Origin of the sequence: Terrabacter terrae, from assembly GCF_039529575.1 — a bacterium.
Taxonomy (GTDB): Bacteria; Actinomycetota; Actinomycetes; order Actinomycetales; family Dermatophilaceae; genus Terrabacter; species Terrabacter terrae.
This window is the reverse complement of sequence record NZ_BAAANB010000021.1, coordinates 1037185-1059725: the sequence shown is the minus strand read 5'-3', so window position 1 is coordinate 1059725 and position 22541 is coordinate 1037185. Positions and strand designations below refer to the sequence as shown.

At 71.3% G+C, this 22541-nt stretch carries 22 protein-coding genes; 9 read left to right on the top strand and 13 right to left on the bottom strand.

Annotated elements, in window-relative coordinates; genetic code table 11:
- Positions 1-15: 15 nt before the first annotated feature.
- From ABD194_RS15030 to paaA, 6 genes are all read right to left on the bottom strand, one after another.
- On the bottom strand, positions 16-831 hold the full coding sequence (locus tag ABD194_RS15030; RefSeq protein WP_343992770.1) for a thymidylate synthase: 816 nt from the start codon (positions 829-831) through the stop codon (positions 16-18).
- Between the two features lie 128 nt (positions 832-959).
- Positions 960-2117, bottom strand: a complete 1158-nt coding sequence (paaE, locus tag ABD194_RS15025) for a 1,2-phenylacetyl-CoA epoxidase subunit PaaE (protein WP_343992768.1) — start codon at positions 2115-2117, stop codon at positions 960-962.
- On the bottom strand, positions 2118-2630 hold the full coding sequence (gene paaD, locus ABD194_RS15020; protein WP_343992766.1) for a 1,2-phenylacetyl-CoA epoxidase subunit PaaD: 513 nt from the start codon (positions 2628-2630) through the stop codon (positions 2118-2120).
- Positions 2624-3412 carry a 1,2-phenylacetyl-CoA epoxidase subunit PaaC gene (paaC, locus tag ABD194_RS15015; RefSeq protein ID WP_343992764.1) on the bottom strand — a complete coding sequence of 263 codons (789 nt, stop codon included), beginning with the start codon at positions 3410-3412 and terminating at the stop codon, positions 2624-2626. Before paaC ends, paaD begins: the two co-directional genes overlap by 7 nt.
- A 65-nt stretch (positions 3413-3477) precedes the next feature.
- The gene (gene paaB, locus ABD194_RS15010) at positions 3478-3816 is read right to left on the bottom strand and encodes a 1,2-phenylacetyl-CoA epoxidase subunit PaaB (protein WP_343992762.1); all 339 of its coding nucleotides are present in this window, start codon (positions 3814-3816) and stop codon (positions 3478-3480) included.
- The gene (gene paaA, locus ABD194_RS15005) at positions 3813-4862 is read right to left on the bottom strand and encodes a 1,2-phenylacetyl-CoA epoxidase subunit PaaA (protein ID WP_343992760.1); all 1050 of its coding nucleotides are present in this window, start codon (positions 4860-4862) and stop codon (positions 3813-3815) included. The genes paaB and paaA overlap by 4 nt, the downstream gene beginning before the upstream one ends.
- 191 nt (positions 4863-5053) lie before the next feature.
- Between paaA and ABD194_RS15000 the strand changes: the two genes are divergently transcribed.
- Genes ABD194_RS15000 through ABD194_RS14990 form a run of 3 tightly spaced genes read left to right on the top strand, consistent with a single transcriptional unit; the run spans position 5054 to position 6587 of the window.
- On the top strand, positions 5054-5590 hold the full coding sequence (locus tag ABD194_RS15000) for a GNAT family N-acetyltransferase (RefSeq protein ID WP_343992758.1): 537 nt from the start codon (positions 5054-5056) through the stop codon (positions 5588-5590).
- Complete coding sequence (locus ABD194_RS14995) at positions 5587-6276, top strand: AzlC family ABC transporter permease (protein ID WP_343992756.1); 690 nt, start codon at positions 5587-5589, stop codon at positions 6274-6276. The genes ABD194_RS15000 and ABD194_RS14995 overlap by 4 nt, the downstream gene beginning before the upstream one ends.
- A complete protein-coding gene (locus tag ABD194_RS14990; protein ID WP_343992754.1) occupies positions 6273-6587 on the top strand; it encodes an AzlD domain-containing protein in 315 nt (104 codons plus the stop codon). The genes ABD194_RS14995 and ABD194_RS14990 overlap by 4 nt, the downstream gene beginning before the upstream one ends.
- Positions 6588-6605: 18 nt before the next feature.
- Here the strand turns inward: ABD194_RS14990 and trhO are convergent, their stop codons facing one another.
- Both trhO and dapB read right to left on the bottom strand, forming a co-directional pair.
- Complete coding sequence (gene trhO / locus ABD194_RS14985) at positions 6606-7469, bottom strand: oxygen-dependent tRNA uridine(34) hydroxylase TrhO (RefSeq protein ID WP_343992752.1); 864 nt, start codon at positions 7467-7469, stop codon at positions 6606-6608.
- Positions 7470-7493: 24 nt separating this feature from the next.
- A complete protein-coding gene (gene dapB / locus ABD194_RS14980; RefSeq protein WP_343992750.1) occupies positions 7494-8282 on the bottom strand; it encodes a 4-hydroxy-tetrahydrodipicolinate reductase in 789 nt (262 codons plus the stop codon).
- Positions 8283-8384: 102 nt separating this feature from the next.
- Between dapB and ABD194_RS14975 the strand changes: the two genes are divergently transcribed.
- The 3 genes from ABD194_RS14975 to ABD194_RS14965 all read left to right on the top strand — a co-directional run bounded on the left by ABD194_RS14975 (position 8385) and on the right by ABD194_RS14965 (position 12272).
- A complete protein-coding gene (locus tag ABD194_RS14975; RefSeq protein WP_343992748.1) occupies positions 8385-10019 on the top strand; it encodes an FG-GAP-like repeat-containing protein in 1635 nt (544 codons plus the stop codon).
- A gap of 85 nt (positions 10020-10104) precedes the next feature.
- The gene (locus ABD194_RS14970; RefSeq protein WP_343992746.1) at positions 10105-10977 is read left to right on the top strand and encodes a polysaccharide deacetylase family protein; all 873 of its coding nucleotides are present in this window, start codon (positions 10105-10107) and stop codon (positions 10975-10977) included.
- The gene (locus ABD194_RS14965; RefSeq protein ID WP_343992744.1) at positions 10974-12272 is read left to right on the top strand and encodes a YncE family protein; all 1299 of its coding nucleotides are present in this window, start codon (positions 10974-10976) and stop codon (positions 12270-12272) included. Before ABD194_RS14970 ends, ABD194_RS14965 begins: the two co-directional genes overlap by 4 nt.
- Positions 12273-12402: 130 nt before the next feature.
- On the opposite strand, the gene ABD194_RS14960 is transcribed toward ABD194_RS14965, so the two are convergent.
- Complete coding sequence (locus tag ABD194_RS14960) at positions 12403-14649, bottom strand: polyribonucleotide nucleotidyltransferase (protein WP_343992742.1); 2247 nt, start codon at positions 14647-14649, stop codon at positions 12403-12405.
- Positions 14650-14826: 177 nt separating this feature from the next.
- Positions 14827-15096: a 30S ribosomal protein S15 gene (rpsO, locus tag ABD194_RS14955; RefSeq protein ID WP_020142650.1), complete on the bottom strand. Its 270-nt coding sequence runs from the start codon at positions 15094-15096 to the stop codon at positions 14827-14829.
- 239 nt (positions 15097-15335) lie between these two features.
- Here rpsO and ABD194_RS14950 point away from each other — a divergent pair, with 239 nt between their 5' ends.
- Positions 15336-15491 (top strand): DUF6131 family protein, encoded by a 156-nt coding sequence (locus ABD194_RS14950; protein WP_185742614.1) that lies wholly within the window; start codon positions 15336-15338, stop codon positions 15489-15491.
- Between the two features lie 155 nt (positions 15492-15646).
- Here ABD194_RS14950 and lpdA read toward each other — a convergent pair whose 3' ends face one another.
- A complete protein-coding gene (gene lpdA, locus ABD194_RS14945) occupies positions 15647-17044 on the bottom strand; it encodes a dihydrolipoyl dehydrogenase (protein WP_343992731.1) in 1398 nt (465 codons plus the stop codon).
- Between the two features lie 176 nt (positions 17045-17220).
- On the opposite strand from lpdA, the gene ABD194_RS14940 reads away from it, so the two are divergent.
- A complete protein-coding gene (locus ABD194_RS14940; RefSeq protein ID WP_343992729.1) occupies positions 17221-17535 on the top strand; it encodes a DUF3311 domain-containing protein in 315 nt (104 codons plus the stop codon).
- Positions 17532-19220 (top strand): monocarboxylate uptake permease MctP, encoded by a 1689-nt coding sequence (gene mctP / locus ABD194_RS14935; protein WP_343992727.1) that lies wholly within the window; start codon positions 17532-17534, stop codon positions 19218-19220. The genes ABD194_RS14940 and mctP overlap by 4 nt, the downstream gene beginning before the upstream one ends.
- A 109-nt stretch (positions 19221-19329) precedes the next feature.
- Here mctP and ABD194_RS14930 read toward each other — a convergent pair whose 3' ends face one another.
- Together ABD194_RS14930 and mrdA are read right to left on the bottom strand one after the other, a co-directional pair.
- On the bottom strand, positions 19330-20472 hold the full coding sequence (locus ABD194_RS14930) for an FUSC family protein (RefSeq protein ID WP_343992725.1): 1143 nt from the start codon (positions 20470-20472) through the stop codon (positions 19330-19332).
- 61 nt (positions 20473-20533) lie between these two features.
- Positions 20534-22528, bottom strand: a complete 1995-nt coding sequence (gene mrdA, locus ABD194_RS14925) for a penicillin-binding protein 2 (RefSeq protein WP_343992723.1) — start codon at positions 22526-22528, stop codon at positions 20534-20536.
- Positions 22529-22541 lie beyond the last annotated feature (13 nt).

Sequence of the window (22541 nt, the reverse complement as noted above, 5' to 3'; positions counted from 1 at the left end):
CCAGATGCTCCCCGTTCAGACCGCGATGGGGGCCTTGATGCCGGGGTCGGCGACGTAGTCGAGCAGCTCGAAGTCCTCGAGGTCGAAGTCGTCGATGGCCTTCTTGTCGGGGTTGATCCGCATGGTCGGCAGCGGGTGCGGAGTGCGGGCCAGCTGCAGCCGCGCCTGGTCCAGGTGGTTGAGGTAGAGGTGGGCGTCGCCGAGCGTGTGGACGAACTCACCGGGCTCGAGGTCGGTCAGCTGGGCGATCATCTGCGTCAGCAGGGCGTAGCTGGCGATGTTGAACGGCACGCCGAGGAAGATGTCGGCGCTGCGCTGGTAGAGCTGGCACGACAGCCGGCGGCGCCCGTCGGGCCCGGGCGGCGAGACGTAGAACTGGAACATCGTGTGGCACGGCGGCAGCGCCATGTCGTCGACGTCGGCGACGTTCCACGCCGAGACGATCAGGCGGCGGCTGTCGGGGTTGGTGCGGATCTGCTCGATGACCTTGGCGACCTGGTCGACGCGGCGGCCGTCGGGCGTCGGCCACGACCGCCACTGGTAGCCGTAGATCGGGCCGAGGTCGCCGGTCACGGGGTCGGCCCACTCGTCCCAGATCGAGATGCCGCGCTCCTGGAGCCAGCGCACGTTGGTGTCGCCGCGCAGGAACCACAGCAGCTCGCCGATGATCGAGCGCAGGTGCAGCCTCTTCGTCGTCATGGCCGGGAAGCCGTCGGCCAGGTCGAAGCGCATCTGGTGGCCGAAGACGCTGAGGGTGCCCGTGCCGGTCCGGTCGGACTTCTCCTGGCCGTGGGTCAGGACGTGGTCGAGGAGGTCGAGGTACTGCCGCACGTGCGGAAGCGTAACCCGCTGGACCCCCAGTCCCGTTGCAGGACCTGGTGGAGGGGCGTCAGTGGTTGCGGGGGCCGTGGGACCGCAAAGGACTCCACCCCTGGTGTCAGCGCCGGCAGCCGCAACACTCAGGCGTCGTAGTCGAGGCTGACCTCGGCGGTGACCGGGTGGCTCTGGCAGGCCAGCACGATCCCCGCCGCGACCTCCTCGGGCTCCAGCGCGTAGTTGCGGTCCATCCGCACCTCACCGGCCACCAGCCGGGCGCGGCAGGTGCCGCAGACGCCGTTGGTGCACGAGAAGGGCGCGTCGGGACGGGCCCGAAGCGTCGCGTCGAGGATCGTCTCCTCCTTGCTCGGCATCGGGATCACCGTGGTGCGCCCGTCGAGGTTGACCGTGACGGTGGCCTCGGGCGGCGCGCCGGCGTCGACGACGACCTTGCGCTTCGGCTCGGTGCCGTCGTCGACGTGGAAGATCTCGTGGTGGATGTGCCGCGGGTCGACGCCCTGCCCCGTCAGCAGGGCCTCGGCACTGGTCACCATGCCGAACGGCCCGCACAGGTACCACTCGTCCACCGCCTCGACCGGCAGGAGCGCATCGAAGATCGCCGAGAGCCGCTCGGGGTCGAGCCGGCCGTGGAAGAGCTCGACGTCCTGCGCCTCGCGCGAGAGCACGTTGACGAGGTGGAAGCGCCCCGGGAAGCGGTTCTTGAGGTCCTCGAGGTCCTCGAGGAACATGATCGAGCTCGTCCGCCGGTTGCCGAAGAGCAACGTCGCGCGCGAGCCCGGCTCCTCCTCGAGCGCCGACGTCAGCAGCGAGAGCACCGGCGTGATGCCGGACCCCGCCGCGACGGCGACGTGATGACGTATGCCGTCCGGCCGGGTCTCGCACGTGAAGGAGCCCTGGGGGGTCATGACGTCCACGACGTCGCCCACCGTCACGACGTCGTTGAGCCAGGTGGACATCCGGCCCTCCGGCACACGCGCCGCGGCGACCCGCAGCCGGCGCCCGGTGGGGTCGGCCAGGCGCGACTGGCAGATGGAGTAGGACTGCCGCACGTCCTCGCCCGCGATGGTGGCCCGCAGCGTGAGGTGCTGCCCCGGCTCGAAGGCGAACTCGTCGACGAGGTCCTCCGGCACCTCGAAGGTGACGGCGACGGCCTCGTCGGTGAGGCGCTCGACGGAGGCGACGGTTAGCGGGTGGAAGCGGGCCCGGTGGCGGGCCGAGGCCGCCGAAGCAGGGGCGCTCGCGACGGACTCGGTGGCGGGCGGCGTGGTGACGTCGGTCATTCAGATGGCCTTGAACTCCTCGAAGGGCTCGAGGCACGCGTTGCACCGGCGCAGGGCCTTGCACGCTGTCGAGCCGAAGTGGCTGATCTCGGTGGTGTCGCTGGCGCCGCAGTGCGGGCACGTGACGACGTGGCGGCTGATGGCAACGGGCACCGGGCCACGCGACTCCCCCGCCGCCACGGCACCGGGGGGCGCGATCCCGAAGCGCCGCAACGCCTCTCGTCCTTGCTCGCTCATCCAGTCCGTCGTCCAGGCGGGCGAGAGCTGCGTCCGCACGTCGGCGGCATACCCCTGACGGTCTGCCTCGAAGACGATGCGCGACGCGATCGCCTCCATGGCCGGGCAGCCGCTGTAGGTGGGCGTGATGGTGACAGCCACCGTGTGCGCGTGCTCGTCGATGTCGACGGACCGAAGGATGCCGAGGTCGGCGATGCTGACGACCGGCACCTCCGGGTCGGGGATGCTCGAGATCGCCTGCGCGACAGCCGACTCCACCGCCACCGGACTCACCACGCGGCGCCCGGGTAGGAACGCGCGATGTGCTGCAGCTCGGCGAGGAGGTAGCCCATGGGCTTGGAGTGGATGCCGGCCCGTCCGCCCCGCGAGCGCCACTTCGACGGCTCCGGCATGGAGAGCGTGGCCTGCTCGAGGACGCTCGCCACCCGGTTCACCGCAGCGTCACGCAGGCTCGACGGCAGCACGCCCACGCCGCGACCGGCCGCGCCGACCGAGGCCTCGTCGTCGTCGAACAGCTCGGGGAGGTAGGGCTGCACGCGCTCGAGCGCCGCCTGCATGCGTCGGTGCGACTCCTCGGTGCCGTCGCCGAGACGCACGACCCACAGCGAGGCGTGGTCGAGGTGGTAGCGCACCTCCTTGAGCGCCTTGCCGGCGACGCCCGCGACGACCTCGTCGGTGGAGCCGGTCAGGGCCGTGTGCAGCTCGACCTGGTACGCGGAGAACCACAGCAGCCGGGCCATCTCGTCGGCGAAGTCACCGCGCTCCTGCTCGACGAGGTGGACGTTGCGCCAGTCCCGCTCGCTCCGCTGCATCGCGAAGTCGTCCTCGCCGCGCCCGGTCCCGTCGAGGGATCCGATGTACGGGTAGAGGGCGCGCGCCTGGCCGAGGAGGTCGAGCGCGAGGTTGCCGAGCGCCATGTCCTCCTCGATCTGCGGGGCGTTGGTCATCCACTCGGCGAGCCGCTGGGCGTAGACCATCGCGTCGTCGGCGAGGCCGAGGAGGTAGGCGGCACACGGCTTGGAGTCGGCTGCCTCGGCAACCGCTGGGTCGTGGGCCACGTGGTCGTCCTCCCACCGGGGTCCCCGCGACGTATCGGAGCGAAGCGGAGGGCTTGCTGGGGTGGTCATAGGTACTCGACATCCTCGGGCACGTCGTAGAACGTCGGGTGCCGGTAGATCTTGTCGGCGGCCGGGTCGAAGAACGAGTCCTTCTCGGCGGGGCTGCTCGCCGTGATGTCGTCGGCCTTGACGACCCAGATCGACACGCCCTCCTGGCGGCGGGTGTAGAGGTCGCGGGCGTTGCGCAGCGCGAGCTCGGCGTCGGGCGCGTGCAGCGAGCCGACGTGGACGTGCGAGAGACCGCGCTTGCCGCGGACGAAGACCTCCCACAGCGGCCAGCTGCGCTCCGTGCGGGCAGGGGACGGCGCCCCGTCCTCGGTGGAGGGGGTCGTGGCTCCGCTCACGCGGCACTCTCCTTCTGCTGCTCCCTGGAAGCCTGCTTGGCGGCATACGCGTTGGCGGCCTCGCGCACCCAGGCCCCGTCCTCGTGGGCACGGCGACGGTGGGCGATGCGCTCGGCGTTGCAGGCACCGTCCCCACGCAGGACCCGCCAGAACTCGTCCCAGTCGACCTCGCCGAAGTCGTAGTGGCCGCGCGCGTCGTTCCAGCGAAGCTCGGGGTCCGGCAGCACGATGCCGAGCCTGTCGGCCTGCGGCACCATCATGTCGACGAACTTCTGGCGCAGGTCGTCGTTGCTGAAGCGCTTGATGCCCCAGGCCATCGACTGCTCGGTGTGCCCGCCCTTGGCGGCCTCCCCCGTGTCGGGCGGGCCGAACATCGCGAGCGCCGGCCACCACCAGCGGTCCGCGGCGTCCTGGGCCATCGCCTGCTGCTCGGGGGTGCCGCGCATCAGCGTCCAGAGGATCTCGAACCCCTGCCGCTGGTGGAAGGACTCCTCCTTGCACACGCGGATCATCGCGCGGGCGTACGGGCCGTAGGAGCAGCGGCACAGCGGCACCTGGTTCATGATCGCGGCACCGTCGACGAGCCAGCCGATGGCGCCGCAGTCGGCCCAGGTCAGCGTCGGGTAGTTGAAGATCGAGGAGTACTTCTGCCGGCCGTCGTGCAGCCGGTCGAGCAGCTCGGCCCGGTCGACGCCGAGGGTCTCGGCGGCGGAGTAGAGGTAGAGCCCGTGGCCGGCCTCGTCCTGCACCTTGGCGATGAGGATGGCCTTGCGGCGCAGGGACGGCGCGCGGGTGATCCAGTTGCCCTCGGGCTGCATGCCGATGATCTCGGAGTGCGCGTGCTGCGCGATCTGGCGGATCAGCGTCTCGCGGTACTTCTCCGGCATCGCGTCCCGCGGCTCGATGCGCTGGTCGGCCGCGATGAGGACGTCGAAGTCGTCGCCGACCGTGTCCCGCTGGTCCTCGTGCGCCGAGGCCGCGGCGTACGCGTCCGTCTCGGCCGCGTTGAGCGGTTGCGTCGGGTCGATGACGTCGTTGCCATACATGAGTCCAGTATGCGAGATGCGGCGGTGAGCGTCCAAAGCCGGGGCCAAAGGGCGGCGCAGGAGCCGTCGCCGGCCGGGCGGGCGCCGCCTGAGAAGATGCGGAGGTGGCACACGACGAGCAGAGCCCCCACGGTCACCACCACGGTCATGATCACGACCACGCGCACGGGCACTCCCACGAGCCCGGGCCCGTGGCCGACGCCAGTGTCCGCGTCGCCCGGGCCTCCGACGCACCGGCGGTCGGCCTCGTCCAGTCGGTCGTCTGGCGGGAGGCGTATGCGGGCGTGCTGGCCGAGGAGGTCCTCGCCCAGCTCGAGCCCCGCGCGTTCGCGAGCGTCTGGCGCTCGTCCCTGGGTGACGCGCCCTCCCCCGACCACCTGCTCCTCGTCGCGTGCGCCGGCGAGCAGGTGGTCGGCTTCGCCGCGGTGGCTCCCTCCCCCGACCCGGACGGCGGGGGCGCGTCCGAGCTGCTGGTCCTCGGCGTGCACCCCGACGCCCGCCGGCAGGGCCACGGCTCCCGTCTGCTCAACGCCGCCGTCGACACGGCTCGCGGCCGTGGCGCCGACGCGCTGACGGCGTGGGTGCTCGCCGACGACGAGCACACCCAGGGCTTCCTCGCCGCGGCGGGGCTCGGAGCCGACGGCGCCTCGCGCGAGCGCGTCGTGTCCGAGGACGGCCGCACCGCCCGCGAGGTCCGGATGTCGGCGGGCGTGACGGGGCCGGAGTGACCGCAGCCGCTGGACCCGCCGCACGGCGGGCGATCGTCCGCCAGAGCCTGTCGGTCGGCGTCGCCACCGGCGCCTACGGCATCAGCTTCGGCGCGCTCGCCGTCGCCGCCGGCCTCAGCACCTGGCAGGCGATGGCGCTCTCGCTGCTGATGTTCACCGGCGGCTCCCAGTTCGCCTTCGTCGGGATCATCGCGAACGGCCTGGGAGCCGCTCCTGCGGCCATCGCGGCGTCGTCCATGCTGGGCATCCGCAACGGCCTCTACGCGCTGGAGCTCACCCACCTGCTCGGCGTCCGCGGTGCCAGGAGGGTGGCGGCCGCGCACCTGACCATCGACGAGTCCACGGCCGTGGCCGTGGCCCAGCGCGAGGAGCGCACCTCGCGCCTCGGCTTCTGGCTCACGGGGCTGACGGTCTTCGTCCTGTGGAACCTCACCACCCTCGCCGGCGCCCTCATCGGCAACCTCATCGGCGACCCGCGCACCTACGGCCTCGACGCCGCGGCCTGCGCGGCGTTCACCGCCCTGCTGTGGCCCCGGCTGCGCAGCCGGGACGCCGTCGCGATCGCCGTGCTCGGCGCCGTCGTGGCGGTGGTGCTGTCGCCGACGATGCCACCCGGCATACCCGTCGTGGCCGCGGCAGCGGCGTGCCTGCTGGCCTGGCGCAGCCCGAAGGCGGCGCGTCCGTGAGCCTCTGGACCGCCATCCTCGTCGCGGCCCTGGTCGCCTTCGGCACCAAGCTCGCCGGACACCTCGTGCCGGCCCACCTGCTCGAGCAGCCACGGGTTCGACGGATCACCGGCGCCCTGCCGATCGCGCTGCTCGCGGCGCTCGTGGCGACCCAGGCCTTCACCGGACCGGGCGGCACTTTCGTGCTCGACGCCCGCGCCGTCGCCGTGGCCGTCGCGGTCGTGGCACTCCTGCTCCGGGCGCCGTTCCTCGTCGTGGTGGTGCTCGGCGCCGCGACGGCGGCCGTCCTGCGGGCGCTGGGCTGGGCCTGAGACCTCGGGCCCGAACCCTCAGGCGTGCGCGTGGCAGACGGGTTGGAGGGGACGGCCCGGCAGGTCCTCGCGGTTGTGCATCCGGCTCGTCGGGGCGTCGCAGACATGGCAGCGGGCCAGGTGGGTGGCCTCGTCGCTGAACGCGACGCTCATCCGCTCGTCGAAGACGTAGAGGTGCCCCTCCCAGAGCCCGCGGTCGCCGCGCTGCTCGCCGTAGCGCACGATGCCGCCGTCGAGCTGGTAGACCTCGTCGAACCCGCGTGAGCGCATCAGGCTCGTCAGCACCTCGCAGCGGATCCCGCCCGTGCAGTAGGTCACGACCGGGCGCCCCCGCAGGTGGTCCCACCGCCCCGAGTCGAGCTCACGGACGAAGTCGGCGGTGTGCCGGATGTCGGGCACGACGGCGCCGCGGAACCGCCCGACCTGGGCCTCGACGGCGTTGCGCCCGTCGAGGAGCACCACCTCGTCGCCGCGCTCGGCCACGAGCTCGTCCAGCGCGTCCGGCGTCAGCCGCGAGCCTCCTCCGACGACGCCGTCCTCGTCGACGACCACCTCCTCGGGCACCCCGAACGAGACGATCTCGTCGCGGACCTTCACGACGAGGCGCGGGAAGTCGACACTGCGGCCCGCGGCGTCGAGTCCGGTCCCGTCGCTCCACTTCACGTCGATGTCACGGAAGGCCGCGTACTCCCGGGTCTTGCGGACGTACGTCTTGAGCCCCGTCACGTCACCGCCCACGGTCGCGTTGATCCCGTGTCGCGACAGCAGGATCCGCCCGCGCAGCCCGAGGCCCTCACAGAGATCCCGCTGCCAGAGGCGCAGCGCCTCGGGGTCGGCGAGCGGCCGGAAGGCGTAGAAGAGGACGACCTTGGGGATCGCCACGTCAGGCCCGCCGAGTGCCGGCGCTCACGCCAGGCCGAGGTAGTGCTCGAGCCCCACCGTGACGCCCGGGTGACCGGCCACGGCACGCACGGCCGCGACCACTCCCGGCATGAAGCTGCCGCGGTCGAACGAGTCGTGGCGCAGGGTCAGCATCTCCCCCGCGTTGCCGAGCAGCACCTCCTGGTGGGCGGTGAGGCCGCGCAGCCGCACGGAGTGGAGCGGTATGCCGTCGACGCGGGCGCCGCGGGCACCGTCCGGGTCGTGCGTCGTCGCGTCGGGCACGGGCGCGCAGCCGGCGTCAGCCCGGGCGGCCGCGATCATCGCGGCCGTGCGGGCCGCCGTCCCGGAAGGCGCGTCCACCTTGGCCGGGTGGTGCAGCTCGATCACCTCGACGGACTCGAAGAAGGGAGCGGCCTTGGCAGCGAAGGACATCATCAGCAGCGCGCCGATCGCGAAGTTCGGCGCGACCAGGACGCCGACCGCGTCGCCGACTGCCGGCGCGGGCGCCTCGGCCACCTGCGCGCGTAGCGTCTCGAGCCGGTCGTCGTCCCAACCCGTGGTGCCGACGACGACGTGGACCCCCCGAGCGACGCAGTGGGCCACGTTGCCCGGTGAGGCTGCTGGCACGGTGAGCTCCACCGCCACCTCGGCTCCCCCGAGGTCACCGAGGAGGTCGGCGGAGCCGTAGGCGCCGACCAGGGACAGCCCGGCGGCCGCCTCGATCGCGCGAACGGCCTCGGAGCCCATCCGCCCCCGGGCACCGATGACGGCGACCTTGAGGTCACCGGAGGGCTGGCCTGTCGTGTCAGTCACCGGCCCAGCCTAACGAGCAGCCCGGGGCCCGAACGCGCCCCACCGAGCCCGTCGTCGAGCAGAAAGGGGGCTCGGGCACGAGCTGCGCGACGCACACTGGAGGTGACCGAGGAAGTGGTTGCCATGTTCGTCCGGGCGCACGACGTCCGGCTTCCGGGCCGGCTCCGCCGCCTTGCCCTCGTCCCGCTGGTCGCCATAGCCGTGACGTTCGGGCTCTGGACGACACCGAGCGTCCAGGCCGCGGTGCTCCTCGGCAACGACGTCTCCTGGCCCCAGTGCCCGACGTCGGTCGGCGGCTACGGCCACCCGATGCCACCGGACTCCGCGCAGTTCGTCGTCGTCGGCCTCACCCAGGGGCTGGCATTCACGGAGAACCCGTGCCTCGCGAGCCAGGTGGCGTGGTTCAGGACCCGCGACAAGCCGGCGCAGGCCTACACGATGGCGACCTTCCCCACCTCGGCCCAGCAGACGGCATACGGCTCGAGCGGCCCCTGGCGCCCGACGACACGCGCCGCCCGGCTGTCGAACGTCGGCTACGCCGAGGCCAGGTATGCCGTGGCGTCCCTTGCGAAGGTCGGCTGGCGTCCCCCGGTCGTGTGGGTCGACGTCGAGCCGCGTCCGGCCCAGCCCTGGCCGACGAGCAGCACCGCTGCGCAGCGCGAGAACCGCTACGTCCTCGAAGGGCTGATGCGAGGGCTGCGCGAGGCCGGCTACCCGTACGGCGTGTACTCCAACACCTCCGGCTGGCAGGCGATCACGGGCAGCTGGTGGCTGCCCGGCGTTCCGGTGTGGGCGACGGCAGGCACACTCGACTACCCCGGCGAGGCGCTCGACCGGTGCACGCAGCCGAGCTTCTCCGGCGGCAGGGTCTTCCTGTCGCAGTGGTGGGACTCGACCCGCGACTACGACCGCACCTGCGGCACGTACGCGTTCACGGCCCTGCCGATGCCTGCGTCGTCGCTGTCCAACAGCACCGCGGAGTTCAACGGCGACTGGCGCAACGACGTGCTCGCCCGCTGGAGCACCGGCTCCCTCCGGCTGTACGCCGGCAACGCAACCGGTGGCCTCGGGCTCGGCGTGGAGATCGGCCGGGGCTGGAACGTCTTCGACGTCATCGACACTGCTGGTGACGTCAACGGAAACGGGTCCCTGGACGTCGTCGCGCGCGTCGCGTCCAGCGGGGACCTGCTGCTCTACAAGGGCGACGGCAGGGGCGGCTGGAGCCTGCCGGCCGTGGTCGTGGGTCGCGGCTGGAACATCTTCGACACCGTGGTGGGTGTCGGGGACTTCACCGGGGACCAGCGTGCCGACCTCGTGACGCGGGGCACGAGCGACGGCAGCCTCTACCTCTACTCGGGGACGGGCACCGGCGGGTGGCGCGCGGCCGTGCTGATCGGACGCGGGTGGAACGTCATGAACGCCCTCGTCGGAGTCGGGGACTGGAACGGCGACGGACGCGTCGACCTGCTCGCCCGGGAACGCGCAACCGGCTACCTGTGGCTCTACCCGGGCAACGGCTCGGGTGGCTTCGGGCTTCGGACGCGGCTGGGCACGGGCACCTACAACGGCCTGACGGCGATCGCCGGCGCGGGAGACCTCAACGGCGACCGCACCGCCGACTTCGTCGGACGGGACGGCACGGGCAACCTGTGGTTGTACCCGGGCAACGGTTCGGGGGGTGTGGGCGCCCGCTCCCTCCTCGGCACCGGCTGGAACATCGCCACAGCCATCCTGTGAGCCCCTGGAGCCTGCTGCAGGAGTCGCCTTCGGCGGCCATGGCGTGTCCCAGCCGAAGTTCAGCGGTTGTGGGAATGATGCCTCCGTGTCCGAAGAGAATCCCGTCGTCGGTCGACGCGCGCTGATCGGCGGAGGCCTGGCCTCGGCCGTCGGGGTCGGCCTCGGCGTCGCCGCGTGCTCCCCGAGCAGCCCACAGCCGGAGGCGTCCCCAGCCTCGTCGACCACCGGGGGGAGTCCCCCCACGCCCGCCGCCTCCTCCCCCGACGCGCCCGGGACGTCGGGACCGGGCGCCTCGCCGACGACGACCGGAGCGTCGAGCGCCTCCGCGACGGACGCGGTGCCCGCACTGCTGCGCACGCCCGGTCCGGACGTCCGACGCGGCCCGACCTCGGTGCGCGCAGTCGCCCTGACCTTCCACGGTGCCGGCGACCCCGCTCTGACCAGGCGTGCGCTCCAGATCCTGGCCGACCACGGCGCCCACGTGACGGTCTTCGCGGTCGGAACCTGGCTCTCGGGTCACCCGGAGCTCGGCCGGGCGATCGTGGCGGCCGGGCACGACCTCGGCAACCACACGTGGTCGCACCAGACGCTCCCGCGGCTCTCGGCCGCTGCGGCCAGGACCGAGATCGAGAAGGGCGCTCGGGCCGTCGCCGCCATCGACGGCTCCTCCCCCTACCTGTTCCGGCCCTCCGGCACGCCGAGCTCCACCCCCACCATCAGGACGGCCGCCCGCGCCAGCGGCTACGCACGGTGCATCTCCTACGACGTCGACCCGTCGGACTACCAGGACCCGGGCGCCGCGGCCGTCGCCGCCCGCACCCTCGCCGGCGTGCAGCCCGGCTCCATCGTGAGCCTGCACCTCGGCCACCCCGGCACGATCGACGCCCTGCCGACCATCCTGCGAGGTCTCGCGTCCCGATCCCTGCAGGCCGTGGCGATGACTAGGTTGGTGGCATGAACCGGGCGAGAGCGCGCCGTGCCGGCGCTGGTGCGCTGGGCGCGGCCACCCTGGTCTCGCTCGTCCTGGCCGCGTGCACGAGCCCGCAGACGGGCACGGAGACGCAGACGTCGGTCAACCGCACGACGAGCAGCTCCGACCCGAGCGCCGCCACTCCGTCCGGCGCCCCCACGCCGTCCGGCTCGGCCAGCACCGGCACGGGTGCAGCCAGCGCCGCCCGAGGCCTCACGGAGCCCTACCTGCACACCGGCGCAAATGCGCTCACCGGAGCGGCCGTGCACGCCAGGCGGCTGGTCTACGTGCCCAACCAGGTCGCCGGCACGCTCGAGATCATCGACCCCCGGACGCGACACGTCGTCAAGCGCGTCCGCGTGCCGAGCTCGCCCGAGCACGTCGTGCCCAGCTGGGACATGACCCGGCTCTGGGTCAACTCGGACAAGGGCGACGCCCTGACGCCGATCGACCCGAGGACCGGCGCGGTGGGCAAGCCGGTCGCCGTCCGCGACCCGTACAACCTCTACTTCACGCCCGACGGCCGGTACGCGCTCGTCATGGCCTCGCGGTTCCGGGCGATCGACGTGCGCGACGCCCGCACGATGAATCTCGTGCGCTCGCTTCCGGTCCCCGCCTGCGCGGGCGTCAACCACGCCGACTTCACCGCCGACCTCAAGGCGTTCGTCGCCAGCTGCGAGTTCAGCGGTCGCCTGCTCGTCGTCGACGCCGCCGCCACCCGCGTCGAGAAGGTGCTCGACCTCAACCAGGTCAAGACCCCGGGAGCCACGCCGCCGAACAGCCCGATGGGCGGCCCGCGCAGGGAGCTGGCCAAGGGGGCGAACGCGATGCCGCAGGACGTGCGGCTCACCCCCGACGGCAGGTGGTTCATGGTGGCCGACATGCTGCGCAACGGCGTCTGGTTCATCGACGCGGGCACCTTCCGCATCGACCACTTCGTGCACACGGACATGGGCGCCCACGGCATCTACCCCTCACGCGACGCGCGCCGGATCTTCGTCTCCAACCGCGACGCCGGGACGATCAGCGTCTTCGACGCCGCCACCAACCGGCCCGTCACGATGTGGAAGCTGCCCGGGCACGCGACGCCCGACATGGGCGGTGTGACGGCCGACGGCAGCCAGCTGTGGCTGAGCGGTCGCTACAGCGCAGAGGTCTACGTCATCGACACCAGGAACGGTCACCTCATCTCGCGGATCCCCACGGACGCGAGCCCGCACGGCATCCTCGTCTGGCCGCAACCCGGCCGCTTCTCCCTCGGCCACACCGGCAACATGCGCTGAGTGGCCTGCCCGGCGGCCTACCCCTCGACACACCTTGGGTATGCCCTCCCTCCACGGACAGCGGAGCGGCCCGCCACCCCTTGGGGTGACGGGCCGCTCGCGTGCTTCCGGGATGTGGTCCCGGGACGGGTCAGGCCTCGGCGGGAGCCTCGGCCGAGTCCGCCGCACCTTCCTCGGCGCCCTGGTCGCCCTGGCCCTCGGGCAGGACCGCGGCGAGGCTGAGCTTGCCGCGCGGGTCGATCTCCTTGAGCTCGACCTGGACCTTCTGGCCCACCTTGACGACGTCGTCGACGCTGTCGATCCGCTTGCCGCCGACGAGCTTGCGCACCTCGGAGATGTGCAGCAGGCCGTCCTTGCCGGGCAGCAGCGAGACGAACGCGCCGAACGTCGTCGTCTTCACCACGGTGCCGAGGAAGCGCTCGCCGACCTCGGGCATCGTCGGGTTCGCGATGGCGTTGATCGCCGCGCGAGCCGCCTCGGCGGAGGGGCCGTCGACCGCACCGATGAACACGGTGCCGTCGTCCTCGATCGAGATGTCGGCGCCCGTGTCGTCCTGGATCTGGTTGATCATCTTGCCCTTCGGGCCGATGACCTCACCGATCTTGTCGACGGGGACCTTCACCGTGATGATGCGCGGGGCGTACGGGCTCATCTCGTCGGGCACGTCGATGGCCTCGGCCATCACGTCGAGGATGTGCAGTCGCGCCTCACGGGCCTGCGTCAGCGCGCCGGCGAGGACCGACGCCGGGATGCCGTCGAGCTTCGTGTCGAGCTGGATGGCCGTGACGAACTCCTTGGTGCCGGCGACCTTGAAGTCCATGTCGCCGAAGGCGTCCTCGGCACCGAGGATGTCGGTGAGCGCGGCGTACTGCGTCTGCCCGTCGACGGTGTCGGACACGAGGCCCATCGCGATGCCGGCGACCGGGGCGCGCAGCGGCACACCGGCGTTGAGCAGCGACAGGGTCGAGGCACAGACCGAGCCCATCGACGTGGAGCCGTTGGAGCCGAGGGCCTCGGACACCTGGCGGATCGCGTACGGGAACTCCTCGCGGGTCGGCAGGACCGGCATGAGCGCACGCTCGGCCAGGGCGCCGTGACCGATCTCGCGGCGCTTCGGCGAACCGACGCGGCCGGTCTCACCGGTGCTGTAGGGCGGGAAGTTGTAGTTGTGCATGTAGCGCTTGCGCGTGACGGGGCTCAGCGTGTCGAGCTGCTGCTCCATCTTGAGCATGTTGAGCGTCGTGACACCCATGATCTGGGTCTCGCCACGCTCGAAGATCGCCGAGCCGTGCACGCGCGGCAGCACCTCGACCTCGGCGCCGAGGGCACGGATGTCGGCCAGGCCACGGCCGTCGATGCGCACCTTGTCGCGCAGGATGCGCTGGCGGATGAGCTTCTTCTGCACCGAGCGGAAGGCGGCCGAGACCTCCTTCTCGCGACCGGCGAACTGCTCGGCGAGCTGGGCCTTGACCGCGGCCTTGATCTCGTCGAGGCGCTCCTCGCGCTCCTGCTTGCCGGCGATCGTCAGCGCTGCGGTCGTGTCGTCGGCCGTGGCGGCCTCGACGGCGGCGTAGACGTCGTCCTCGTAGTCGAGGAAGATCGGGAAGTCCTGGACCGGCTTGGCGGCCTCGGCAGCGAGCTGGGCCTGGGCCTCGCAGAGCTGCTTGATGAACTTCTTGGAGGCCTCGAGGCCCTCGGCCACGACCTCCTCGGTCGGCGCCTGCTTGCCCTCGCTCTTGACGAGGCCCCAGGTGGACTCGGTGGACTCGGCCTCGACCATCATGATGGCGACGTCGTCACCGACCACGCGACCGGCGACGACCATGTCGAACACCGAGCGCTCGATGTCGGAGAAGTTCGGGAAGGCGACCCACTGGCCGTCGATGAGCGAGACGCGCACGCCACCGATGGGGCCGGAGAAGGGCAGGCCGGAGATCTGCGTCGAGGCGCTGGCCGCGTTGATGGCCAGCACGTCGTACTGGTGGTCGGGGTTCAGCGAGAACACCGAGATGATGACCTGGACCTCGTTGCGCAGGCCCTTCTTGAAGGTCGGGCGCAGCGGGCGGTCGATGAGGCGGCAGGTCAGGATGGCCTCGGTTGACGGACGGCCCTCGCGGCGGAAGAAGCTGCCGGGGATCTTGCCGATCGCGTACATCCGCTCCTCGACGTCGACCGTCAGGGGGAAGAAGTCGAACTGGTCCTTCGGCTGCTTGCCGGCGGACGTCGTCGACAGCAGCATCGTGTCGTCGTCGAGGTAGGCCGTGACGGCGCCGCCGGCCTGCTTGGCCAGGCGCCCGGTCTCGAACCGGACCGTGCGGGTGCCGAAGCTGCCGTTGTCGATGACGGCCTCGGCGAAGGTGATGTCTGGACCCTCCATGTGGGCCCTCGCTTTCTTTTTCTCATGTGCCCCGCACATCGTCGTTGTGTGCGTGGTTGCTTCTACTTCTTCGGGCCGGGGTGGCCCTGGTGCGGCGTCCGACGGGGCGTCGGCGCCCCGCACCTACGACGAAAGGCGGTCTCCGCAGGGACGCGGTGACCGCCTTTCGTCACGAGCTCATCGACGCAGGCCGAGTCGCTTGATCAGCGAACGGTAGCGCTCGATGTCGGTGGCCTCGAGGTAGCGCAGCATGCGCTTGCGGCGGCCGACCAGCAGGAGGAGACCACGACGGCTGTGGTGGTCGTGCTTGTGGGCCCGAGCGTGCTCGGTCAGGTCCTTGATGCGCTGCGTCAGCATCGCGATCTGGACCTCGGGAGAGCCGGTGTCGCCCTCGACCGTGGCGTACTCGGTCATGATCTGCTTCTTCACGTCAGCGTCCAAAGGCATGGATGACCGACTCCTTCTCATTCTCGTTGCGCGGTGCTCCAGGGCAGGTCCACCTGGGCGCTATCGATCCGCGGCCGGTCTACGGCGTCTCCCAGCGTAACAGTGGGCGTGGGACCGCCCTAATCGACACGTCTCGCCGGTGTGACCGTTTCGTGACCAGTGCCTGCGTTCGCCCCCGATGGGTTGCGGGTACGTGGTTGTGTGCTCGGGGATCCCTCTATAAGGAGCTAAGGAACACCATGATCGTTCTCGGCCTCATCCTGCTGCTCATCGGCATCTTCGCCAAGATCAGCATCCTGACCACGATCGGCATCATTCTCGTCGTCATCGGCGCGGTGCTCTTCCTCCTCGGCGCGACGGGTCGCGCCATCGGCGGCCGGAAGCACTGGTACTGACCGGTCGCGCCACCAGCATGAGGTAGACGCCCCCGCGGACCCCGCGGGGGCGTCTTGCTGTCCGGAGCGTGCTGTCGGACGACGTGTACCGAAAGACGACGTATGCCGTCCGCTCGAGGTGAGCGGACGGCATACGTCCTCGGCGTGGTGGGTGCTCAGAGGTTGATCATGTGCCCCGCGATGCCCTCGATGGCTTCCTTCATCGCCTCGCTCAGCGTCGGGTGGGCGAAGACGTTGCGGGCCACCTCGTCGGCCGTGAGGTCCCACTGCTGGGCCAGCGTCAGGGCCGGCAGCAGCTCGGTCACCTCGGGGCCGATCATGTGGGCACCGAGCAGCTCGTTGTGCTCCGCGTCCGCGACGATCTTGACGAAGCCGATGCCCTCGGCCATGCCGCGCGCCTTGCCGTTGGCCGAGAAGGGGAAGCTCGCCGTCTTGACGTCGTAGCCCTTCTCCTTGGCCTGCGCCTCGGTGTAACCGAACGACGCGATCTGCGGCTGGCAGAAGGTCGCCCGTGGGATCATGTCGAAGTTGAGCTCCAGGGTCTCGGCGTCCGCGATGGTCTCGGCGGCGACGACGCCCATGGCCTCGGCGGTGTGGGCCAGCATCAGCTTGGCCGTGACGTCACCGATGGCGAAGACGTTCGGGACGCTCGTGCGGCCGCGGGCGTCGATCGCGATGGCGCCCCGCTCGGTCATCTCCAGTCCCAGCGACTCGAGCCCGTAGCCCTCGGTGCGCGGGGCGAAGCCGAAGGCGGCGAGGAACTTGTCGGCCTCGAGAACGGTCTCGTCTCCCCCGGCCGCCGGGGCCACCGTGACGCGCACGCCGGAGCCGGTGTCCTCGACGTTCTTGACGGCGGTCGACAGCAGGACCTTGACGCCGAGCTTCTTGTACTGGCGCAGCAGCTCCTTGGACACGTCGGGGTCCTCGGTCGGCACCATGCGGTCGAGGAACTCGACGATGGTGACGTCGACGCCGAAGTTCTTCATGACGTAGGCGAACTCGACGCCGATGGCGCCCGAGCCGCCGATGACGATCGAGCCCGGCAGGTCGGCGTCGAGGATCTGCTCCTCGTAGGTGACGACGTTCTCGCTCACCTGCATGCCCGGCAGCATCCGGACCTGGGCGCCCGTGGCGATGATGAGGTGGTCGAAGGTGACCGACCGCGAGGAACCGTCGTTCAGGGCCACGTCCATCGACGTCGCCGAGGTCAGGGTGCCCCAGCCGTCGATCTCCTCGATCTTGTTCTTCTTCATCAGGTAGTGGACACCCTTGGCGCTCGCGTCGGCCACCGAGCGGCTGCGCGAGTGCGTCGGGCCGTAGGACATCGTGGCCTCGCCCTCGATGCCGAAGGTCTTCTTCTCGTGCGTGATGATGTGCGCGATCTCCGCGTTGCGCAGCAGGGCCTTGCTCGGGATGCAGCCCACGTTGAGGCAGACGCCGCCCCAGTACTGCTTCTCCACCACGGCGACCTTCTTGCCGAGCTGCGACGCGCGGATCGCCGCGACGTAGCCACCGGGACCGGCACCGAGCACAACGAGATCGAAATCAGCCATACCCGACAGCCTATCCGTGCGCGGGAACGAGCCGGCACGGCGGTCACCCGCACATCACGATCTGAACCTCACTTCAGATTGTGCTGTGTCGCAGTCCACAACGTCCCCTGCTGCGGGAGTAAGTTTCCGCGACGCACGGCCGAACTTCTCCGGCCCGACCAACGGAGGTCACCAGCGTGAGTACCACTCCGCACCGCCACCAGGCGCCGCCGGCGAACAAGGGCCTGCTGGCCCTCGCCGTCGTGCTCCTGGCCATCCCGATCATCGCCCTCATGTTCGTGGGCACGTATGCCAAGGACGAGCCTCGCGTCGCAGGCTTCCCCTTCTTCATCTGGTACCAGTTCGTCTGGGTCGTCCTCTGCTCGGCGCTGACCTACTCGGCGTACCGCATCGTGCTCAAGGCCCGCCCGCACGTGCCGATGAACCCCGAGGGTGACGAGTTCCTCGACGACGACACCCGTCCCGACTCCCGACAGGACGGCATCCGATGACCGCAGTCGTACCCGCCCTCAGCCCCGCCGCCACGGGCAACACCGGTGGCGTCAACGGCGTCGCCCTGGCCGTCCTCGTCTTCTTCTTCGTCGTCGTCGCGGGCGCCGGCTTCTGGGCCGCGCGCTGGCGCCGGCCGGCCAGCATGGACAGCCTCGAGGAGTGGGGCCTCGGTGGCCGCTCCTTCGGGACCTGGATCACCTGGTTCCTGCTCGGCGGCGACCTGTACACGGCCTACACGTTCGTCGCGGTGCCTGCCGCGATGTTCTCGGCCGGCGCGGTCAGCGGCTTCTTCGCCGTGCCGTACACGATCATCCTCTACCCGATCATCTTCGTCTTCATGTCGCGCATGTGGTCGGTCTCGCACCGCCATGGCTACGTCACCCCCGCCGACTTCGTGCAGGGGCGGTCCGGCTCGCGCAGCCTGACGCTGGCCGTGGCCATCACCGGCTTCATCGCGACGATGCCCTACATCGCCCTGCAGCTCGTCGGCATCCAGGCCGTGCTCGAGGTCGCAGGCGTCGGCGGCGGCGGCAACTGGCTCGCCAACGACCTGCCGCTCTTCATCGCCTTCCTCGTCCTCGCGCTCTACACCTACACCTCGGGGCTGCGCGCGCCGGCGATCATCGCGTTCGTCAAGGACATCCTCATCTACATCGTCATCATCGTGGCGGTCATCTACCTACCCTCGAAGGTCGGCGGATGGGGCCACGTCTTCGACGCGGCCCAGGGGAAGATGGCCAAGCCGAACCCGGCCACGGGCAAGCCCACGGGCGTCTTCATCCCCGGCGCGAGCCAGTACTGGGCCTACGCGACCCTGGCCCTCGGCTCGGCCATGGCGCTGTTCATGTACCCCCACTCGATCACAGCGACCCTGTCGGCCAAGAACCGCAACACGATCCGCAAGAACGCCTCGATCCTGCCGGCCTACTCCTTCCTGCTCGGCCTGCTGGCCCTGCTGGGCTGGGTGGCCATCGCGGCCGGCACGAAGCCGATCGGCCTGAACGGCAAGGCGAACCCGCAGCTCGTGGTCCCGCAGCTCTTCGAGGACTTCTTCCCCTCGTGGTTCGCCGGCGTGGCCTTCGCCGCGATCGCGATCGGCGCGCTGGTGCCGGCCGCCATCATGTCGATCGCTGCGGCCAACACCTTCACGCGCAACATCTACAAGGCATGGATCAAGCCGGACGCCACCCCCCAGCAGGAGGCCAAGGTCAGCAAGCTCACCTCGCTGGTCGTGAAGGCGTTCGCCCTCATCTTCGTGCTCACGCTCGACAAGCAGAACGCCATCAACTTCCAGCTCCTCGGTGGCATCTGGATCCTCCAGACGTTCCCGTCCGTGGTGTTCTACCTCTACACGCGCTGGTTCCACCGCCGCGCCCTGCTCGTCGGCTGGGCCGTCGGCATGGTCTACGGCACGTGGACGGCCTACGGCGTGGCGAGCCCGCAGACGCCGCACTTCGGCGGCTCGATCGCGAACATGCCGGTCGTGGGGCAGCTCGGCTACATCGCGGTGACGGCGTTCGTCCTCAACGTCGTCGTGGCCGCGGTGCTCACCTTCGTGTTCCGCGCCGTCAAGGCGGACGAGGGCCGGGACGAGACCATCCCCGCGGACTACTTCGCCGACGCGGGCGACCCGCGGGTCGAGAAGGTGCCGGTCGGGGCGCACGAGTACACCCCGTCCGCGTAGTCGCGCCTCCCACGGCTCACCGAGCACGTGTGCCGCAGGGTCGGGTCCGCACGGACCCGGCCCTGCCGCATGCCTCCCCTGCGAGTCGGACGGGTCATGCTCATCACGCTCAGGACCGGCGGGGGGCTTCGGGCGGGAGGGCCGCGATGGCCGCGTCGACGTCGAGGCCGGTCACCTGCAGCAGGTCGACCACCGTGGAGCGGATCTGCGCCAACACCGTCTCGGTCGCCAGGCTCGGGGTGCGAGGCACCTGACCCGTCGCGGCGGCCACCTCGAGGAGGGCCGGCCGCCCGATCTCGGGCGAGGCGTTCTCCGACAGGGCCCGGCCGATGACGTCGGTCGCGGAGGCGAGCTCGAGCAGCACCGTCTCGTAGCCAGGCGGGAGCTGCTCCCCCCGGCCCACGGCGATGGTGACCCGGCGCACCAGGACACGCGTGCTGCGCATCGCGCGGTCGAGAGGCTCGACGAGGTCGGCCATCTTCCGGACGCCCGGCGCGTGGTGCCGCTTGAACGGCGACGACGTGAGCACCGAGAGTCCCTCGTCCGCCGCGGACCGCAGCTCGGCCAGGAGTGACTCGGTGCCCCGCGCCGAGGCGAGCACCTCGGCAGCGGCCTCCACGTCGCCGTCGCGGGCGCTGGCGGCCGCACGCCGCAGCAACTCCGAGATCTTGCGCACCGCCTGCGCGGCTGCGACGCGCGGGCGGCGCAACGGCGCCTGGGGCACCACGGTCGCCGCGACGATGGCGATGCCGCCGCCGATCAGCGCGTCGGTCCACCGGTTCAGCGCCTGGCCCGGGGTCGCCGCGAGGGCCGCGATGACGATGCTCTGCACCGCGGCCTGCGTGACGATGACGCGGCTGCCGTCGAGGATGGTGGCGAGCGCCATGGAGGCCAGCACCACCACGGCGATCTGCCACGGACCACTACCGGCGAAGTGCACGAAGACGTCCGCGGTGAAGACCCCGACGGCGACCCCGATCGCGACCTCGAAGACACGCCTGAGCCGCTGCCCGTACGACATGCCGAGGCACACGACCGCGACGATGGGCGCGAAGAACGGGGACGGGTGCTTGAAGACGTCGGTGGCGAGCCACCACCCCACTCCGGCCGCGACGGCGCACTGCACGATGAGGAAGACCCGCGAGCGCAGCCGCCCGAGACGCGTGCGGACGCTGAGGCGGCTGCGGTCCCAGGCGCGGTCGAGCGCCTCGATGACGGGTGCGTCGCTTCGTAGGTAGTCGTCCACCCTCACGCCTCTCGCTCTGTGCTGTCACTCCCCCGCGGCGGCCCGCGCCGGCAGCAGGTCCTGTGGGCTAGAGGCCCAGGGCAAGGATGGCATCGAAGATCTGGCGGACGGCGGGCGCGGCCACCTTCGAGCCCGAGCCGCCCTGCCCGACGACGACCACGACGGCATACTTCGGCTTCGTCGTCGGGCCGTAGCCGGCGAACCAGGCCGTGGCCCGCTTGCCGAACACCTCGCCCGTCCCGGTCTTGCCGGCCACCGGGTAGCGGTCTTGCGGGAAGCCCTTGAACGCGGTGCCGGCCGAGCCGCCGGGGCGCGTGACGTCGGCCAGCGCGGCGCGGACGTAGGCGGCCACGTCGGGGCGGAGTGCAACCCTCGAGAGCCGCTTCGGCGCGATGGGCGTCGTGGCGCCGGTGGACGTCCGGAGGGCGGCGGCGACCTGCGGCTGCCACAGCGTGCCGCCGTTGGCGATGGCGGCGTAGACCCCGGCCATCTGGAGGATGGTCACCGCCGTGTCGCCCTGGCCGATCGAGAGGTTCACCGCGTCGCCGGCGCGGTACTGGTAGCCCGCGGTGCAGTTCTCGACCGCCAGGCGCTTGAGGTAGTCGGCTCGCGTCCGGTCGCTGCGCGCGACCTCGGGGTAGCCGGTCTTCGCCCGCTTGCAGGTCTCGTCCCGGGTGGCGAGCCAGTACCGCTCCTTCCAGGCCCGGTCGGGGACCCGCCCGGCGGCCTCTCCCGGCAGGTCGACACCGGTCCGCCTCCCCAGCCCGAAGGCCGTGGCCATCGAGACGAAGGGGTCCGGGGTGGAGACCGGCGCCGCGAGCCCGCCCTGCTCGAGCCACGCGGCATACGCCAGGCGGTAGAAGACGGTGTCGCAGGAGACGACGAGGGTCCTGTGCAGGTCGATGGGGCCGTACCCCCGCGACTCGTAGTTGTTGAAGACGTGGCCGCCGATCGTCACGTTCGGCGAGCAGTCGAAGGTGCCGTGCAGGTCGGCGCCCGCGTTGACGGCGGCCGGCACCGAGACGACCTTGAAGGTCGAGGCGGGCGGGAAGGTCTCGCTCGTCAGCCTCGAGCGCAGGGGTGTGCCCTGCCGGACGTCGGTGAGCCGAGCCAGGTCGGCGCTGCTGATGCCGCCGGCGAAGAGCGCCGGGTCGTAGGTGGGGTAGCTCGCGGCGGCCACCACGGCGCCGTCGGTCACGTCGACGACGACGGCGGCGCCGGTGTCGGCGGGCAGCTCCTGGGCCCGGGCGGAGCCCACCGCCCGGGCCAGCGCTGCCTCGGTGCGGGCCTGCAGCCGCGCGTCGAGGTGCGTCACGACGTCGCGACCGGGGACGGCAGGCGTGGTGCTGACCGTGTCGGTCACGATGCCGCGCGGGTCGATGGCGACGACCGTGGCGCCGTTGGTGCCGCGCAGCACGTCGTCGTACGCGGCCTCGAGGCCGGCCCGGCCCACGACGTCCTCGGCGTCGACCCTGCCCTTGCCGGCCGCCACGTCGGCTGCCGAGGCGGGCCCGACCCAGCCCAGCAGGTGCGGGGCGAGGGCGCCGACGGGCTCGGGGTAGTCGCGGACCGGCTCGGTGGCGACCCCGACGCCGGGGAACTTCTCGGGCTGCTCGAGCAGGGTCAGGGCCCGGCGTGGGTCCACGCCGGTGGCGACCGGGATCGGGACGTAGGGCGAGCCGTTGAAGCAGGCGGGCGCCGGCGGCGAGCCGGCGGTCCCGCACAGTTTCGTCTTGCCCCAGAGCCGCTCGAAGGGCAGGCCCAGCGCCGCGGCGACGCGCGTCACCAGGTCCCGCCCGCCGTCCTGGGAGTCGACCAGCACCGAGCGCTGCACGGTCACGACGGTGTCGAACGAGTTGCCGACGAGCGGTCTGCCGCTGCGGTCGAGGATGCGACCGCGTAGGGCGTGGTCGGTGACGGTCCGGGTGTTGACGGTGACGGCTGCGCGCGCCAGCTCGGGGCCCTGTACGAGCTGCAGCTGCCCGAGCCGGCCGAGGAGCAGCCCGAAGAGCGTCACGAGCAGCACGAGCACCGTGCCGGTGACGCCGACGGAGGATCGCATCGTGCGCCTCGTG

What these genes read in the sequence shown, in the direction of transcription:
- ABD194_RS14950 (WP_185742614.1), top strand. Translation starts at nt 15,336, where the DNA reads ATGATCGTTCTCGGCCTCATCCTGCTGCTCATCGGCATCTTCGCCAAG.
- ABD194_RS14965 (WP_343992744.1), top strand. Translation starts at nt 10,974, where the DNA reads ATGAACCGGGCGAGAGCGCGCCGTGCCGGCGCTGGTGCGCTGGGCGCG.
- rpsO (WP_020142650.1), bottom strand. Translation starts at nt 15,096, where the DNA reads ATGCCTTTGGACGCTGACGTGAAGAAGCAGATCATGACCGAGTACGCC.
- paaE (WP_343992768.1), bottom strand. Translation starts at nt 2,117, where the DNA reads ATGACCGACGTCACCACGCCGCCCGCCACCGAGTCCGTCGCGAGCGCC.
- lpdA (WP_343992731.1), bottom strand. Translation starts at nt 17,044, where the DNA reads ATGGCTGATTTCGATCTCGTTGTGCTCGGTGCCGGTCCCGGTGGCTAC.
- mctP (WP_343992727.1), top strand. Translation starts at nt 17,532, where the DNA reads ATGACCGCAGTCGTACCCGCCCTCAGCCCCGCCGCCACGGGCAACACC.
- mrdA (WP_343992723.1), bottom strand. Translation starts at nt 22,528, where the DNA reads ATGCGATCCTCCGTCGGCGTCACCGGCACGGTGCTCGTGCTGCTCGTG.
- paaA (WP_343992760.1), bottom strand. Translation starts at nt 4,862, where the DNA reads ATGTATGGCAACGACGTCATCGACCCGACGCAACCGCTCAACGCGGCC.
- ABD194_RS14960 (WP_343992742.1), bottom strand. Translation starts at nt 14,649, where the DNA reads ATGGAGGGTCCAGACATCACCTTCGCCGAGGCCGTCATCGACAACGGC.